11 protein-coding genes, 2 tRNA genes and 1 pseudogene are annotated in these 17,625 nt (G+C 31.6%); 8 read left to right on the forward strand and 6 right to left on the reverse strand.

The genetic code is table 11. From position 1 onward, the window contains the following. Window positions 1–86: 86 nt before the first annotated feature. On the reverse strand, window positions 87–857 hold the full coding sequence (gene dapF / locus J3359_RS00615) for a diaminopimelate epimerase (RefSeq protein WP_208078774.1): 771 nt from the start codon (window positions 855–857) through the stop codon (window positions 87–89). Window positions 858–986: 129 nt separating this feature from the next. Here dapF and J3359_RS00620 point away from each other — a divergent pair, with 129 nt between their 5' ends. Further along, on the forward strand, window positions 987–2,375 hold the full coding sequence (locus J3359_RS00620; protein WP_208078775.1) for a trypsin-like peptidase domain-containing protein: 1,389 nt from the start codon (window positions 987–989) through the stop codon (window positions 2,373–2,375). Between the two features lie 169 nt (window positions 2,376–2,544). Here the strand turns inward: J3359_RS00620 and J3359_RS00625 are convergent, their stop codons facing one another. Beyond that, window positions 2,545–5,103 carry an ATP-dependent Clp protease ATP-binding subunit gene (locus J3359_RS00625; RefSeq protein ID WP_208078776.1) on the reverse strand — a complete coding sequence of 853 codons (2,559 nt, stop codon included), beginning with the start codon at window positions 5,101–5,103 and terminating at the stop codon, window positions 2,545–2,547. 262 nt (window positions 5,104–5,365) lie between these two features. Between J3359_RS00625 and gyrA the strand changes: the two genes are divergently transcribed. The 3 genes from gyrA (at window position 5,366) to J3359_RS00640 (ending at window position 10,675) form a co-directional block, all read left to right on the forward strand. Further along, entirely contained in the window at window positions 5,366–7,897 is a 2,532-nt protein-coding gene (gyrA, locus tag J3359_RS00630; protein ID WP_208078777.1) for a DNA gyrase subunit A, read from the forward strand. A gap of 18 nt (window positions 7,898–7,915) precedes the next feature. Beyond that, window positions 7,916–9,166, forward strand: coding sequence for a tetratricopeptide repeat protein (locus J3359_RS00635; RefSeq protein ID WP_208078778.1), 1,251 nt, complete (start codon window positions 7,916–7,918; stop codon window positions 9,164–9,166). A 261-nt stretch (window positions 9,167–9,427) separates the two neighbouring features. After that, window positions 9,428–10,675: a transposase gene (locus tag J3359_RS00640; protein WP_496559666.1), complete on the forward strand. Its 1,248-nt coding sequence runs from the start codon at window positions 9,428–9,430 to the stop codon at window positions 10,673–10,675. A 215-nt stretch (window positions 10,676–10,890) separates the two neighbouring features. On the opposite strand, the gene J3359_RS00645 is transcribed toward J3359_RS00640, so the two are convergent. Together J3359_RS00645 and J3359_RS00650 are read right to left on the reverse strand one after the other, a co-directional pair. Further along, on the reverse strand, window positions 10,891–11,625 hold the full coding sequence (locus J3359_RS00645) for a C40 family peptidase (RefSeq protein ID WP_208080380.1): 735 nt from the start codon (window positions 11,623–11,625) through the stop codon (window positions 10,891–10,893). Between the two features lie 64 nt (window positions 11,626–11,689). Continuing rightward, window positions 11,690–12,865, reverse strand: coding sequence for an acetyl-CoA C-acyltransferase (locus tag J3359_RS00650; RefSeq protein ID WP_208078780.1), 1,176 nt, complete (start codon window positions 12,863–12,865; stop codon window positions 11,690–11,692). A gap of 136 nt (window positions 12,866–13,001) precedes the next feature. On the opposite strand from J3359_RS00650, the gene J3359_RS00655 reads away from it, so the two are divergent. The 4 genes from J3359_RS00655 (at window position 13,002) to J3359_RS00670 (ending at window position 15,858) form a co-directional block, all read left to right on the forward strand. Further along, complete coding sequence (locus J3359_RS00655; protein WP_208078782.1) at window positions 13,002–15,065, forward strand: HD family phosphohydrolase; 2,064 nt, start codon at window positions 13,002–13,004, stop codon at window positions 15,063–15,065. A gap of 100 nt (window positions 15,066–15,165) precedes the next feature. Then, a tRNA-Ser gene (locus tag J3359_RS00660) sits at window positions 15,166–15,249 on the forward strand. 70 nt (window positions 15,250–15,319) lie between these two features. Next, window positions 15,320–15,394 (forward strand) — tRNA-Pro (locus J3359_RS00665). Window positions 15,395–15,624: 230 nt separating this feature from the next. Beyond that, a complete protein-coding gene (locus J3359_RS00670) occupies window positions 15,625–15,858 on the forward strand; it encodes an Arm DNA-binding domain-containing protein (protein ID WP_208078784.1) in 234 nt (77 codons plus the stop codon). Window positions 15,859–15,972: 114 nt separating this feature from the next. Here J3359_RS00670 and J3359_RS00675 read toward each other — a convergent pair whose 3' ends face one another. Both J3359_RS00675 and J3359_RS00680 read right to left on the reverse strand, forming a co-directional pair. Continuing rightward, the gene (locus J3359_RS00675; protein ID WP_208078786.1) at window positions 15,973–16,392 is read right to left on the reverse strand and encodes a nucleoside-diphosphate kinase; all 420 of its coding nucleotides are present in this window, start codon (window positions 16,390–16,392) and stop codon (window positions 15,973–15,975) included. A gap of 82 nt (window positions 16,393–16,474) precedes the next feature. Then, window positions 16,475–17,430: pseudogene (locus J3359_RS00680) on the reverse strand (ISAs1 family transposase). Between the last annotated feature and the right edge of the window lie 195 nt (window positions 17,431–17,625).

Consider the following 17,625-nt stretch of genomic DNA (forward strand, 5'->3'; position numbering starts at 1 on the left):
ATAATTTAATTTCTCTACAATATAACTCAGAGAAACCTACAAAGATTAGCTATGTTTTCTATGTCTCTATGTGGTAAAACAAAAAACTATACTTCAATAATACCTTCAAAAACAAAAGTTGCAGGTCCTTTCAAGAAAACATTTTTATAAACTCCATTTTCTTCAGTAAAAGAAACCACTAGGTTTCCACCCTCGACAGGTAAAGAAATAGAATTGCTTTTTGTTTTATTTGTTTTATGCATGGCAATTGCTACAGCAGTAACACCAGTTCCACAAGCCAAAGTTTCGTCTTCTACGCCTTTTTCGTAGGTTCTTACTCTAAAACTATTTTCATTTATTTGTTGTACAAAATTTACATTGCTTCCAGGATCGTCATAAGAATAGCGTATTTTTTTTCCGTTTTCGAAAACGGGATATTTGTCTAAATTATCAACCAATTCTACATGATGTTGCGTTCCTGTATAAGCAAAAACTGAATTTTTTTTCACTTGAATTTCTTCAACATCTATCATTTGTAACGATACTATATCATTTTCAATTTCGGCAGAATGTTTTCCATCAAAAGCAAGAAATGTAGTTTTGTTTTCAATTAAACTTAATTGTTTCGCAAAAGCAACAGCACATCTACCTCCATTTCCACAGAAAGTTTCACTCCCATCTGCATTAAAATAAATCATTTTAAAATCAAAGTTTTCATCTTCTTCAATTAGGATAATGCCATCTGCACCAATACCAAAATGCCTGTCACAAATTTGTGAAATTTTGTCAGTATTTTGTTTTGGAAAGATTTTTGTTCTGTTATCTATCATCACAAAATCGTTTCCAGTTCCTTGATATTTATAAAAAGTTAATTTCATAAGACAAAGATAGGGTTTTCAATAGAAAAAAAGAGTTGTTAAAAAGCGGTTAAAGTCCGTTAAAAACAAGTTAAACAGATTTTGTGGATTTGTTAAAATTGTATATTTGAGTAAATAAATTTTAAAATTATGAAAAAAATTTTTGGTTTTTTAGGAATGGCACTTTTAGGAGGTGCAATTACATTAGGTGGTTACAAAATGTTATTCGATAAAGAAGTTGTTGTAGAGAGGACAGTTTCGCATCCTATGCAAACAGTTACAGCAAGCTATAACCCTGCTTTAGATAGGGCAAATACGACTGAGAATTCTGTAGATTTTACAACGGCAGCAGAAAACACTGTTCATGCAGTTGTACATGTTAAAAACACAGCCATTAGAACGCAAACAAATCCATTAGATCTTTTCTTTGGAAATGGAAATGGACAAAGAAGGTACGAACAAGTAGGTACTGGAAGTGGTGTAATAATATCTGCAGATGGTTATATTGTTACGAATAATCATGTGATTGATGGGGCAACAGCATTAGAAATTACGTTAAATAATAAAAGGAAATATAAGGCTGAATTAATTGGAACAGATGCCGAAAACGACATTGCATTGTTAAAAATTGATGCAGATATGGATTTGCCATACATTCCTTTCGCGAATTCTGATAATATAAAAATTGGAGAATGGGTTTTGGCTGTGGGAAATCCTTATAATTTAACCTCTACAGTAACTGCAGGAATTGTTTCTGCGAAAGGTAGAGATTTAGAGGGAAATAGGAGTATAGATTCTTTTATTCAAACAGATGCAGCTGTAAATCCAGGAAATAGTGGGGGAGCTTTGGTAAATACTCGTGGAGAATTGGTAGGAATAAATACTGCAATTTCTTCTAGAACAGGTTCTTTTATTGGGTATTCTTTTGCAGTACCTTCTAACATTGCTAAAAAGATTGTCGACGATATTTTAGAATTTGGTGCTGTACAAGAAGCTATTTTAGGGGTTAATATAGATGGAAGAGATGTAGATATTGATGGTGTAAAAATTGCTTCTACTTCAGATGGAGGAGGAGCACAAAAAGCGGGTTTACAATCTGGAGATATTATTACAAAAGTAAATAATGTTAGAATATCTAAATTTTCTGAGCTAAGAGGGCAATTAACAGCAAAAAGACCTGGAGAGTCTGTAAGTATTACTGTAAATAGAGATGGAGAAACTGTAACAAAAGAGGTAAAGTTAAGTAAAAAAGATTCTTTTGTTTCTCGCGTGTTTAAGGTGGTTTTAAAAGATTTATCAAAAAAAGAAAAGAAAAAATATGGTATTTCTTATGGAGCTAAAATAACCGAAAATGCCAATAAAAGTTTAGATTATTATGGTGTAAAAAAAGGTTACATAATTACAAAAATTAATAAAAAACCAGTTAAAAATGCTGCAGAAGCTTCAAGGAGATTAGATTTTTCTTCAAGTAAAGGATCGCCAATTTATATTGAAGTGATTAACTTGAAAGGAGAAACCGAACGTTACGCATTTAGATAGAAAACAGATTTTAATTTAATTGAAATGCCCTCAAATTTTATTTACAATTTGAGGGCATTTTTTGCAATTTATATTTATAAAAAAAAAGTAAAAAAAACGAGCTCGATATTTTTATCGAGCTCGTTTTAATAGGTAACCTTATAAGGTGTAACTTTATTTACTTATGCTTTTAAGACTCTGTTTCTGTTCGAGTTTCAGCTTTTTTCTTACCTTTTTCAATATTAATGGTAAGCATATTTTTTTCTTCATCTAAATCCATGGCAATTGTATCGCCTTCCGAAAGTTTAGAGTTTACAATTTCTTCTGCCAATGCATCTTCAATATATTTTTGAATGGCTCTTTTTAAGGGTCTTGCACCATATTTTTTATCGAAACCTTTATCAGCAATATAATCTTTTGCTTTTTCGCTTAAATTTAAGGTGTATCCTAGGTCAGAAATTCTATGTAATAATTTATCTAATTCGATATCTATAATAGAATGAATGTCTTTACGTTCTAATGCGTTAAATACAATTACATCGTCAATTCTGTTTAAGAATTCTGGGGCAAAAGATTTCTTTAAAGCTCCTTCAATAACCGATTTTGCATGCTCGTCTGCTTGTGCAACTTTTGTTGCGGTTCCAAAACCAACGCCACCACCAAAATCTTTTAATTGACGTGCACCAATATTAGAAGTCATTATAATAATGGTATTTCTAAAATCGATTTTACGACCTAAACTATCCGTAATATGTCCGTCATCTAAAATTTGTAACAACATATTAAACACATCTGGATGCGCTTTTTCAATCTCATCTAATAATATTACTGAATATGGTTTTCTGCGAACTTTCTCTGTTAATTGCCCACCTTCTTCATAACCAACATATCCTGGAGGTGCTCCAATTAAACGAGAAATCGCGAATTTTTCCATGTATTCACTCATATCAATTCTAATTAAAGAATCGTCTGAATCAAATAATTCACGTGCTAAAACTTTCGCTAATTGTGTTTTACCAACCCCTGTTTGCCCTAAGAAAATAAAAGAGCCAATGGGTTTGTTTGGGTCTTTTAACCCAACTCTATTTCTTTGAATTGCTTTTACAACTTTGGTAACGGCTTCGTCTTGACCAATAACTTTTCCTTTAATCATAGAAGGAAGTTCGTGTAAACGATGGCTTTCTGCTTCTGCAACTCTATTTACAGGAATACCTGTCATCATAGAAACTACTTCTGCAACATTGTCTTCTGTAACCACTTCACGATTTAATTTAGAATCGTCTTCCCATTGTTTTTGAGCAGAATCTAAAGCTGCTTCCATATTTTTTTCGTCGTCACGTAATTTGGCAGCTTCTTCATATTTTTGCCCATTAACTGCTTTCGTTTTTTGCTCACGAATAACTTCTAATTGCGTTTCTAATTCTAAAACTTGCTTAGGAACCACAATATTGGTAATATGAATTCGAGAACCAGCCTCATCTAAAGCATCAATCGCTTTGTCTGGCAAATATCGGTCAGTCATGTACCTATTCGTTAATTTAACACAAGCTTCCAAAGCATCATCAGTGTAATTTACATGATGGTGTTCCTCGTATTTTCCTTTAATATTCTGTAATATTTGAATTGTTTCTTCAACAGAAGTTGGGTCCACAATTACTTTTTGAAAACGACGTTCTAAAGCACCATCTTTTTCGATGTTTGTTCTGTATTCATCCAACGTAGTTGCACCAATACATTGTATTTCTCCTCTTGCCAAAGCAGGTTTTAACATATTGGATGCATCTAAAGAACCTGTTGCTCCTCCAGCACCAACAATGGTATGAATTTCATCAATAAAAAGAATAATATCGTCATTCTTTTCTAACTCATTCATCAGCGCTTTCATACGTTCTTCGAATTGCCCACGGTATTTTGTGCCTGCAACTAAACTTGCTAAATCAAGAGAAACCAAACGCTTATCAAACAAAATTCTAGAAACTTTACGTTCCACAATTCTTAAGGCTAAACCTTCTGCAATGGCAGATTTACCAACACCTGGTTCTCCAATTAGCATTGGATTGTTTTTCTTACGTCTACTTAAAATTTGCGAAACGCGTTCAATTTCTTTCTGTCTACCAACTACAGGGTCTAATTTTCCGTTTTCGGCTAATAAAGTTAAATCTCTTCCAAAATTATCTAAAACCGGAGTTTTCGATTTTTTAACCGATTTTCCTTTTTGAGGTTGCTCAAAAGGATTTGGTTTTTCGGATGCAAACTCATCATCAGAAGGAGTTTCTGCAATAGGATTCGTTGGTAAATCCACATCATCTACATGTAATTGTTTGTACAATGCTTTAGCTTCGTCGTAATTTACGTGGTATTTATGAATTAACTTTGTGGTTGGATCATTTTCATTTCTAAGAATGCAAAGTAATAAATGTGCGGTGTCTATCGAATTGCTTTGGTATAGTTTCGCTTCCAAAAACGTAGTTTTTAGCGCTTTTTCTGCTTGTCTCGTTAAATGCAAGCTTTTCTTTTCTGATGTTTCTGTAAAAGCAGGATTTGCAGGGTTTAGTTGTTCTAATTTTTTACGCAATAAAGTGGTATCTACATCAAATGCAGTTAAAATTTCCATTGCTTTTCCTTCTCCTTTTCTTATTAAACCTAATATTAAATGTTCTGTTCCAATAAATTCGTGCCCTAATCTTAGCGCCTCTTCTTTACTAAAAGCAATCACATCTCTAACTTTCGGTGAAAAATTATCGTCCATATTTTTGTCTTATTGATGTAAATTTAGTCCTTTTTTTTGTGAATAATTACAAAAAAGATGCCAAGGCTGTATATCTGACAGTTTGACTACGAAACTAAGTTATAAAACAATTGAAAGTCAGCCAAATAAAATACTGTTAAAAATTATCAATAAATGTTGATAACTCTCTTTAATTGAGCTATGAGAAACCTTTGTAAATAATAAGAGAAATGCTATCTTGCCTTGTTTTAAAATTATGACTAAATATTAATAGAAAATATATATGGCAGAGGGAGAAAAGTTAATTCCGATTAATATTGAAGAGCAGATGAAAGCTGCATACATCGATTATTCGATGTCAGTAATTGTTTCAAGAGCATTACCAGACGTAAGAGATGGTTTAAAACCAGTGCACAGAAGGGTTTTATATGGGATGCACGAATTAGGAATTAAAGCGACAGGTTCGTACAAAAAATCCGCAAGAATTGTTGGAGAAGTTTTAGGTAAGTATCACCCACATGGAGATACATCTGTGTACGATTCTATGGTGCGTATGGCGCAAAATTGGAGTGTGCGTTACATGATGGTAGATGGGCAAGGGAACTTTGGTTCTGTAGATGGAGATTCGCCTGCAGCAATGCGTTATACAGAGGTTAGGATGCAAAAAATATCAGAAGATATGTTGGCTGATATTGAGAAAGACACTGTAGACCATCGTTTAAATTTTGATGATACTTTGCAAGAACCTACTGTTTTACCAACTCGTATTCCTAATTTATTGGTAAATGGAGCGTCTGGTATTGCTGTGGGTATGGCTACAAATATGGCACCACACAATTTAACAGAAGTTATCAATGGAACCATTGCATATATTGAGAATAACGATATAGAGATAGACGAATTAATGCAACACGTAACAGCACCAGATTTTCCAACAGGAGGAATTATCTATGGTTACGATGGTGTAAGAGATGCTTTTCATACAGGTCGAGGACGTATTGTAATGCGTGCAAAAGCAATTATTGAAGAAGTTAAAGGACGTGAGTGTATTATTGTTACAGAAATTCCTTACCAAGTCAATAAAGCAGACATGATTAAGAAAACTGCAGATTTGGTGAACGAAAAGAAATTAGAAGGAATCGCGAATATTCGTGATGAATCTGACAGAAACGGAATGCGTATTGTGTATGTTTTAAAACGTGATGCAATACCAAATATCGTTTTAAATAAATTATTTAAATACACACAATTACAAACTTCTTTTAGTGTAAATAATATTGCATTGGTTAACGGAAGACCAGAGCAATTAAATTTAAAACAATTAATCCATTACTTTGTAGAACATAGGCACGAAGTTATTGTTCGTAGAACAGAATTTTTATTAAAGAAAGCAGAAGCAAGAGCACATATTTTAGAAGGCTTAATTATAGCTTCAGATAATATAGATGAAGTAATTAAAATTATTAGAGCTTCCAATAATGCAGATGAAGCAAGAGAAAGCTTAATTGAGCGTTTCGAATTAACGGAAATTCAGGCGAAAGCAATTGTAGAAATGCGTTTGCGTCAATTAACAGGATTAGAGCAAGATAAATTACGTGCAGAGTACGACGAAATAATGTTAACAATTGCAGATTTAAAAGACATCTTATCTAACGAGCCAAGACGTTACGAAATTATCAAAGAAGAGTTATTACATATTAAAGATAAATATGGAGACGAGCGTAGATCTACGATAGAATATGCTGGTGGAGATATGCGTATTGAAGATATGATTCCTGATACGAAAGTTGTGGTAACCATTTCAAATGCAGGGTATTTAAAACGTACAAATCTTGATGAATATAAGGTTCAGAATAGAGGAGGAAGAGGTCAAAAAGGGGCAACTACCAGAAATGAAGATTTCTTAGAGCACTTATTTGTAGGAACCAATCACCAATATATGATGTTCTTTACCCAGAAAGGAAAAGTATTCTGGATGCGCGTTTATGAAATTCCAGAAGGAGGGAAAAACACCAAAGGTAGAGCCATGCAAAACCTTATTAATATTGAACAAGACGACTCCGTAAAAGCATTTTTGGTAACACAAGATTTAAAAGACGAAGCATATATAAATAGTCATTATGTAATTATGGCTACAAAGAAAGGGCAAGTTAAAAAGACCTCTTTAGAGCAATATTCTCGCCCAAGAACAAACGGAATTAACGCAATTACCATTAAAGAAGGAGATGAGTTGTTAGAAGCAAAATTAACTACTGGAGATAGCCAAGTAATGCTGGCATTAAAATCTGGGAAGTCTATTCGTTTCGAAGAAGCAAAAACAAGACCAATGGGTAGAACTGCTTCTGGTGTTAGAGGTATAACTCTACAACATGAAAATGACGAAGTTATTGGTATGGTTGCTGTAAACGATATGGAAAGCAATATTTTAGTGGTTTCTGAAAGAGGATATGGAAAACGATCTAAATTAGAAGATTATAGAGTAACCAACAGAGGTGGTAAAGGTGTAAAAACACTTAATATTTCAGAAAAAACAGGTAATTTAGTAGCTATTAAAAATGTAGATGATTCTAACGATTTAATGATTATTAACAAATCTGGATTGACAATTAGAATGGCTGTTGAAGATTTACGTGTAATGGGGCGTGCAACACAAGGCGTTCGTTTAATTAACATTAAAGAAGACGATAGTATTGCTGCTGTTGCAAAAGTGAAACATGAGGAAGAAGAAGTAGAAGACGATTCTTTAGACAATACTGAATCCGAAAAAGAAAATGGCACGGATATTGAAAATAATAATACAGAAAAACAAGAATAACAATTAAAAACAAATAAAATGAAAAAACAAATCATAGCGCTTTCATTAGGATTAATGTCTGTGATAACTTTTGCTCAAAAGAAAGAATTAAGAACCGCAGAAAAAGCGATTAAGAAAAACGATTATGCTACAGCATTAAACGCTGTTAAATCTGTAGAAGGCATGCTTACAGATATGAAATCTAAATATAAATCAAAATATTACTTTTTAAAAGGACAAGCTTTGGCTGGTAAAAAGAATTACGAAGATGCAGCAAAAGCCTTTAATAACCTATTTTCTTATGAAAAAGAAATTGGAAAAAGCAGATATACAAAAGATGCTCAACCGATGTTAAACGATTTAATTCAGAAAGTATCTAATGCTGCGATAAAGGCTTATAATGATGATAAAGATTATAAGGAAGCTACAAAACAATTTTACTTAACTTATAAATTAAGCCCCAAAGATACTTCCTTTTTATACAATGCAGCTGTTAGTGCTTCGTTAGCAAAAGATTATGATACTTCTTTAGAGTATTATAAAGAATTAAAAAATGTTGGCTATACAGGTATAGCAACGCAATATTTAGCCACTAATAAAACATCTGGAGAGGTTGAAAATTTAGGCTCGAAATCCAATAGAGATACCATGGTTAAACTTGGGCAATATACAAACCCTACAACAAAAGTTTCTAAATCTAAAAAAGCAGAAATTGTAAAAAATATTGGGTATATTTATGTAAATCAAGGAAAAACCGAAGAAGCAATTGCAGCTTTACAAGAAGCAAGAAAGTCAAATCCAAAGGATATAAACTTATTACTTAATGAAGCACAAATGTATATAAAGCTTAAAAAAATGGATAAATTTGGAGCCTTAATGAAAGAAGCTGTTGAGTTAGATCCTACAAACCCAACATTGTTCTTTAATTTAGGTGTGGTAAATGCTAATGAAAACAAGGTAGAAGAAGCTATTAAATATTATAAAAAAGCAATTGAACTAGACCCTAATTATGGAGATGCTTACATGAATATGGCTGCAGCTATTTTAAGTAAAGAAAAAGCTATTGTAGATGAGATGAATGAAAATTTATCGAACTTTAAAAAGTATGATGAATTACAAGAAAAGCAAAAAGAACTATATAGAAAAGCTTTGCCTTTTTTAGAAAAAGCAGATGAAATTAAAAGAACAGAAGATACTGTTCGTTCTTTATTAAATATTTACGATACTTTAGAGATGACTAATAAATCTGAGCCATTGAGAAAAGTTTATAAAGAAATGAGAGGTCAGTAAAGCCTTAAATTGTAAACAAGAAAAAATCCGAAGGCGCTTTCATAAAACAACGCATCCCTTGTTTTTACGAGGGATTTGTTGTATTTTGTAGCTATAATAAACCCCGAAAATGGCCAATATAGGCAAAAAACGGGGTTTTAATTTCGATAATTATGAAAGTACGAAGAATTTCTGAAATGCAACACCGCATTTCAATTTTTTCCCCTCAGCGAGAATTATGATGCTCATTATGCGCGATTTTTAGAGGGAGATTTAGGTAAAATCTACTCTGCAATTCCTTGGAATGATTTAGTTAGCTCTTTTGGTATTTCTGAACAATCAAAAGGGAGAAACTATCTTTTTAGTCCTAAAGGAAGACTAGGTTTAATGTTTTTAAAACATTATGCTAATTGTTCAGATAGAAAATTGATTGAGCAACTAAACTCGAATTTAGACTATCAATTTTTCTGTGATATAGAACTAGGTTTTGAACGCTTAACAAACTATAAAATAGTGAGCCAAATACGTTGTGAATTAGCAGAGAAACTCGATATTAATTCCATAGAAAAAATTCTATTCAACTCTTGGAAAAACGAAATTGAAAACCCCAATCAAATTGTAATGGATGCTACTTGTTATGAAAGTGAAGTTCGTTACCCTAGCATCCAAAAATTACTTTGGGAGTCGGTTCATTGGTTGTACAATCAATTACGTAAAACCTGCTCTATATTAGGGGTTAAAATGATTAGAAGTAAATATATCAAGTGGAAAAAACGTTATCAAGGATTTAGTAAAATGCGAAGAAAAACCAAGTCGAAACGTATTTCATTAACCCGAGGTTTACTCAATCTGTTAAGTAAATTTATCAACTTTGAAAAAAAGTTGTCAGAAAATCACAATATTGAGTTTATAGCTTTGTATTATAAGCGAATAAATACAATTCAAAGGATTTACAAACAACAAAAAGATCATTTTGATACAGGAGAAAAAATCAAAGATAGAATTGTAAGCATTCAAAAGGATTATATTCGTCCTATTGTTCGAGGAAAGGAAGTAAAACCTGTTGAATTTGGAGCAAAAGTTAACAAAGTTCAAATTGATGGAATTAGCTTTATCGAACATATTAACTTTAATGCATTTCATGAAGGAAATCGTTTTATTCAAACAGTCCAAAAAGCACAAGGATTAACTCGAAAAAAAGTAAAAATAGCTGGAGCAGATAAAATTTATGCCACCAATAAAAATAGAAAACACTGTAGTTCTAAGAACATAGAAACAGACTTTATCCCCAAGGGAAAAAAGCCGAAAAATCATAAAGAAAAAAAGCAACTTAGAGCTATTATCGCAAAAGAAAGAGCTACAAGATTAGAAGGTTCTTTTGGAAAGGATAAAGAATATTATCACTTACGAAAAATAAAAGCCAAAACTAAAAAGAATGAAATTCTATGGATATTCTTTGGAATACACACAGGGAATGCTCTTGAAATTGGCCGAAGAAAAATAGCTAAAACAGCACAACAAGTAGCCTAAATTTGAAGCATTGAATATAGTTTTATGGGAGAGGTATGTCTTGTTGGGAAATTTTTAAGAAACTGAACCCTTAAAACAGCTTTAAAACAAAAATTGAGGGTAGAATTTAAATAATTATGCCCGCAATTTTAGCTGCATTTTTAAAAATAACCTATTTTCTGAATGTGCCTCCGAAATTTTAAAATTTCGGATTTTTTTTTAAGAGAAAATATCTGTTATATCATTTTTTTAATAACTCTTAATTTATGCGTATGTTTTTGTAAATCGGCATTAAAAATACCACTGTGATCCAAAATGTCTATTCTAACTTTACCATGTGCGTGTATAATGTTGTAATCATTAAGTATAATGCCAACATGAATAATTTCGCCCTCTTCATTATCAAAAAAAGCCAAATCTCCAGGTTCACTTTCTTCAATAAAACTTAAAACTTCGCCTTGCGTAGCTTGTTCTTTTGCATTTCTGTATAATGTATATCCACAAAGTTTATAAACCATTTGTGTAAATCCAGAACAATCGATGCCAAATGGAGTTTTTCCTCCCCAAAGAAAAGGAGAATTTAAAAAAGAAAAAGCAGTTTTTAAAATTTCGTTTTTTAATTTTTTATCAGAAAATATAGCATTTTCATACGAAAAAACAGTAGTTCCTAATTTTAGTTTTCCGTTTTTAAATAAAGGTAGATTACATCCAATAGGAATGGTAGTTAACTCGTTATTTGTATTTGTTACGAAATCTAAAATTTCACCAGAATATTTGGGAATTTCATTGCAAATTTCAGAATAAAATTCTGGAGTAATTTCTTGGTATTGTTTGTTGTCTATAAAACCCTCGAAATTATCGAAAGTCAATCGAATCTTACTCCAATTTTTTTGTTTTTCAATAATTTCGAAATGTTCACCAAACAAAAGCTGACTTGTCATTTCAGAAATGTCGGACGCTTCTGCTCTCATAGGAACAATGCTTAAATTACAAATGCCAAATAAATTGTTCAAAATTTAATTTCTAAATTCAAGATTAAATTCTTTCAACAATTAATGCACTTGCACCACCACCACCATTACAAATTGCAGCAGCACCAATTTTGGCATTATTTTGTTTTAGTATAGAAGTTAAAGCAATAACAATTCTTGCACCAGAAACTCCTAAAGGATGTCCTAAAGAAACAGCACCACCATTTACATTTACTTTATCGTTTGTAATTCCTAAGATTTTCATATTAGCCAAACCAACAATAGAAAAAGCTTCATTTAATTCGAAATAATCTACATCGTTAATCGAAAGATTTACTTTTGCCAAAGCTTTTGGTAATGCTTTTGCAGGAGCAGTTGTAAACCACTTTGGTTCGTGAGCAGCATCTGCATAACTTTTTATTTTTGCTAATGGCGTTATATTTAATGCTGTTGCTTTTTCGGCAGACATTAAAACCAATGCAGCGCCTCCATCGTTAATTGTGGATGCATTTGCAGCAGTAACAGTTCCGTCTTTCGTAAAAGCAGCCCTTAAAGCAGGGATTTTTTCCATTTTTACATTTTTATACTCTTCATCTTCAGAAAAAATAATAGGTTCTCCACGTCTTTGAGGAATTTCTACAGGCACAATTTCATCAGCATATTTTCCTTCATTCCAAGCATTCGCAGATCTTTTATAAGATTGAATAGCAAAAGCATCTTGGTCTTCTCTTGAAAAGCGATACTCTGTAGCACAAGCATCTGCACAAACTCCCATTGCAACATTTTCGTAGGCATCTACCAAACCATCTTTTTGCATTCCATCTTCCATTGTAATTGGCCCAAATTTAGCACCATTTCTTGCATGCTGATAATGAGGTATTGAACTCATATTTTCCATACCACCAGCAACTACAATATCTGCATCGCCTAAAGCAATGGTTTGTGCAGCCAACATAATAGACTTCATACCAGAAGCACATACTTTGTTAACGGTTGTACAAGGTACAACATCTGGAATTCCTGCATAAATTGCTGCTTGTCTAGCAGGGGCTTGCCCTAAACCAGCAGAAACAACATTTCCCATAAATACTTCTTGTACTAAATTAGGAGATAAATTAATTTTTTCCAAGGCTCCTTTAATGGCAACAGCACCCAATTTTGGGGCTGGAATTGAAGATAAACTTCCCATAAAACTTCCAATGGGTGTTCTTGCAACCGATACAATTACGACTTCTTTCATATATTATTTGAGTTTTATTTGTGTAAAATTTATGATGCTAAATTAACTATTTTTAATCAATTTTTCTTCGATTCTATAGGTTGAATTTTTCATCTAAAATATTTTGCAGTAAGTTTGTTGTTCGAAGAGAATTCATATGAAGGATTTAGTTAATAAATTATACCAAAATAACACGATTATTTATAAGGTAATCTTGTTCTTGCTTACCACTATTGCTATTGTGTATTTATTCCCAAAAGGAGGGCAGTTTAAATACGATTTTAGCAATGGCCAATTATGGAAATACGATAATTTATATGCACCTTTCGATTTTGCGATTCAGAAATCAGAAGAAGAAATAGCAATAGAAAAGAAAGAGATAGAAGCAAACGCTAAGCTGTACTTTAATTTTAATTCTTCTGTTATAGATGAAGTAAAAAATGCTTTTAATAGACGAATGATCTTGTTTATTGAAAACGATTCTTTATCTATTGAAAAAATAAATAAACTAAAAAGAAACGGACTAAAAACAATTGAAGAAGTATATAAAACAGGTTTTTTAGAAGTAATTAGTCAAGATAGGGTCTCAAATAAAAATGAATTAGTTGCCATTCGAAAGAATAATGTTGTTGAAGATGTGTTGTTTAAAAATTTATACAATTCATCAGAAATTTTACATATTATTAAAAAGAATTTAGGTTCAGAGCCTTATTCTAAAGAACAAATTAAGGTATTAGATATTTTAGCTGAAATTATAAAACCAAACGTTATTTATGATTCCGATTTTACGAATAAAATTATAGATACAGATGCTAAAAATATAAGCTATACAAAAGGAAAAGTTTCTGAAGGAGAATTAATAATTCTAAAAGGAGGTATTGTCGAGGGAAAAAAGTTAGAGATGTTAAACTCTCTAAAAAGTGAGTCGGAATCTAAAGTTTGGACAGATTCTAACTATAATTGGATAATCCTTGGATACACCATTTTAGTTGCGTTAGCAATGTTAATGTTATTATTGTTTTTGAAAAAATACAGAGTAGAAATTTACAATAATAACAATACAGTTACATTTATATTTTTTAATGTATTCTCTATGATTTTTGTGCAAACATTAGTTATAAAATACAATCCAGATTATTTATATGTAGTTCCATTAAGTGTATTGCCAATCGTTTTAAAAGCTTTTTTTGATGCACGATTAGGGCTTTTTACACACGTTTTAACAGTATTACTTTTAGGGTATATAGTTCCAAATAGTTTTGAGTTTATTTATTTACACATTATTGCAGGTATTGTTACCATTTTAACAGTTTCAGAGCTTTACAAGAGAGCTAATTTATTTATTTCAGTAGCACAGATTACTTTAATTTATATGATTACTTATTTTGCTTTTTCCATTATAAAGGAAGGAAATGCTTCTAAAATAAATTTAGATTATTTTATGCTTTTTGCAGCAAACGGATTGTTGTCTTTCTTAGCAATAATTTTAATTTATATGTACGAAAAAGTGTTTGGTTTAGTTTCTGATGTTACATTATTAGAGCTTTCAAACACAAACTCTAAATTACTTCGAGAATTAAATGAGAAAGCTCCAGGTACTTTCCAACACTCTATGCAAGTGGCTAATTTAGCAGAAGCAGCAGCGAATGAAATTGGAGCAAATTCGATGTTGGTAAGAACAGGTGCTTTGTATCACGATGTTGGTAAAATTGTAAATCCAATGTATTTTATCGAAAATCAAACCACAGGAGTAAACCCTCATAACGATTTATCGCCAAGAGATAGCGCAAAAATAATTACAGACCACGTAATAAAAGGAGTAGAAATTGCTAAAAAATATAACATTCCAGATAGAATTATAGATTTTATTAGAACACATCATGGAACAAGCACAACTTATTATTTTTATGTAAAAGAACAAGAACAAAATCCAGATACTAAAGTTGATATTAAAAAATTTCAATATCAAGGTCCTCTACCTTTTTCAAAAGAAACTGCTATTTTAATGATGTGTGATGCTGCAGAAGCAGCTTCAAAAAGTTTGGGAAAACCTACAGCACAGTCAATAAGCGATTTGATAGACAAAATTACAGATAAACAGATGGCAGATAATCAATTTATAAACTCTAATATTACTTTAAAAGAGATAGAAACCATAAAAAAAGTAATTAAGAAAAAGTTAATGAATATCTATCACTTAAGAGTAGAATATCCTGAATAAATAAAAAAGAAAAAAATTTAAAAACATCTTGCTAAATTGTAAATCTAATATTACATTTGCACTCGCATTTTTAAAGAAGTGCTAAGTTCTAAATAAAATAGGAGAGGTGCCAGAGTGGTAATGGAGCAGATTGCTAATCTGTCGACGGGTAACTGTCGCCAGGGTTCGAGTCCCTGTCTCTCCGCAAAATTAATTCGGGAGCGTAGTTTATTTAATTTTAATTGAAATAAATTACATTATTATTTTTACACTTTCGGGGTGTAGCGTAGCCCGGTTATCGCGCCTCGTTTGGGACGAGGAGGTCGCAGGTTCGAATCCTGCCACCCCGACTTTTTAACATATCAATTGTTACCAAAAACCTGTTAATCATATGATTAACAGGTTTTTTCATTTTTTTTGAACTCATAAGATTAGCTTTAATATAAATTGAAAAGTTACCTATTCGGTTACCTGTTTGTAACCGAAATTTTTTACTACATTGGTACTTCATTAAGATTTGACTTTCGCTTCGATTTGACTTTCGTAAGACAAATCGAATATTCACTTAAAGCGAGAGTTTATGCAGACTTCAAAAACATTCAGTATTCATTTTTGGCTGAACCTAGCCAAGAAAAAAGGAAATTCAGCTCCTATTTATGCACGTATTACCGTAAACGGAAAACGTGCCGAAATCAGTTTAAAACGAGACATTTTGGTTACCTATTGGGACACCAAATCAAAAAGAGCCAAACCAAGAACACCTGGAGCTAAAATGCTCAATGCCTATTTAGATGTGCTTGTTTTTTGCAAATAAATTTAGTTCAATTTTAAAAGAAACAAAAAAACTCGCAACTTGCGTTGTGAGTTTTTACTAAATATACTTTAGACTAAGAATTGCTAAAACTCTTAAATTTATTTAGGTTCAGTATTAAAATTGCTCTCTTCCAGAAAAATGAAAATTTCCTTCGATAGTAGCATTTTCATTAGAATCTGAACCATGTACAGCATTTTCTCCCATAGAAGTCGCATATAGTTTTCTAATAGTACCTTCAGCAGCATCAGCTGGGTTTGTAGCACCAATTAAAGTCCTAAAATCTTCTACTGCATTTTCTTTTTCTAAGATTGCAGCTACAATTGGTCCACGAGTCATAAATTCTACTAATTCTCCAAAAAATGGACGTTCATTATGTACTGCGTAAAAAGTCTCTGCATCTGCTTTTGTCATTTGTGTTTTTTTTAAAGCTACAATTCTAAAGCCTGCTGCATTAATTTTTTCTAAGATTGCTCCAGTATGCCCGTTTTCTACACCATCTGGTTTAATCATTGTAAATGTTCTATTTGTTGTCATTCTGTTTTTTTTAATTTTCGGCAAAAGTAAGGCTTTTATTGTAAAAAACAAGTCAAGTGAATTTTGTATCAGGGCAAACGCATCATAATTTGAGTACTTTTAGCATATATTTATTATTCAAAGCAGTTTTAAGTCTTCTACTTTTAATACCCACTTTAGTTTTGGTGTCTTTTTTTAGAAGGTTTAGAGCGATTTTAGTAAGTATCGAGAAGTTTTGAGTAGCATTTTTGGTTCTTTTTCTAGAGGCATCTTCAGAAAAAGCCACATCTAAAGTCCAATGCAATTTATTTTCTATTGTCCAATGAGATCATATTGCCTTTTGAAATACTTTTTCATTAGTATCTAGGCTTGATATATAATATCGTGTTGCTTTATCTATAGGTTTGTTAGAATTTTTAAATTCACGAGTACTTTCTATTCTAATAATAGTTTTTAAATTTGTCCAAGGATTCTCTTTAGAGATGAATTTGAAATCTCTAATACAGCTACAGACACGTGTTTCTATTCTTCCATGATCTAAATTGCAATGTATATCTGCTTCTGTAATTTTAGCAAATCTAAATTCATCTTCTATATGTTCAAGAAGTTGTTCTTGATTGGCTTTTACAGCTAAAATATAATCCGCATCTTTTTCAATAATTTTATCTGCTATCTACTTTTGGCACCCCATAGAATCTATAGTTACCACAGTATCTTTTATAGACAAAATCTCTAACAACTTGGGAATGGCTGTAATCTCATTAGATTTTTCCTCGGTTTTTACCTATCCTAAAACAAGATTGTTTTCACAAGCAAAGGCACTTACCATATGTATTGGAGATTTTTTTCCTTTATGTTTTGCACCTCAAATGGTTTTGCTATCTATAGCAATAATTTCTTTATCTGTTCTCCACAAATCACTGAAATTATGCCAATAAGAAGGGTGTCGTTTAATCCGTGAAGTTTTGTTAAATCACGCCTAGGATCGTCTATTTTACTAAAAATAGAAACTAATTTACTTGTTGTTCTTAAAATGTATAAAATATTGATTGTCAGCATAATATATAAAAAATGTTTTGTTAAAAACAACTAAAAATCAATAATTTAACTCTAAATGTTAAACTTTTTTAGATGCGTTTGCCTTGACCAAAAATATATTTACTAGAAAAATAATTACTTTTACCTATCGTATTTTGAATTTTGTTTGTATTTTGAAAAACATTTTTACGATTCATTTGAGAAACCAATCTTTTT

This window comes from Polaribacter cellanae, from assembly GCF_017569185.1.
In the GTDB taxonomy this organism is placed as follows: Bacteria; Bacteroidota; Bacteroidia; order Flavobacteriales; family Flavobacteriaceae; genus Polaribacter; species Polaribacter cellanae.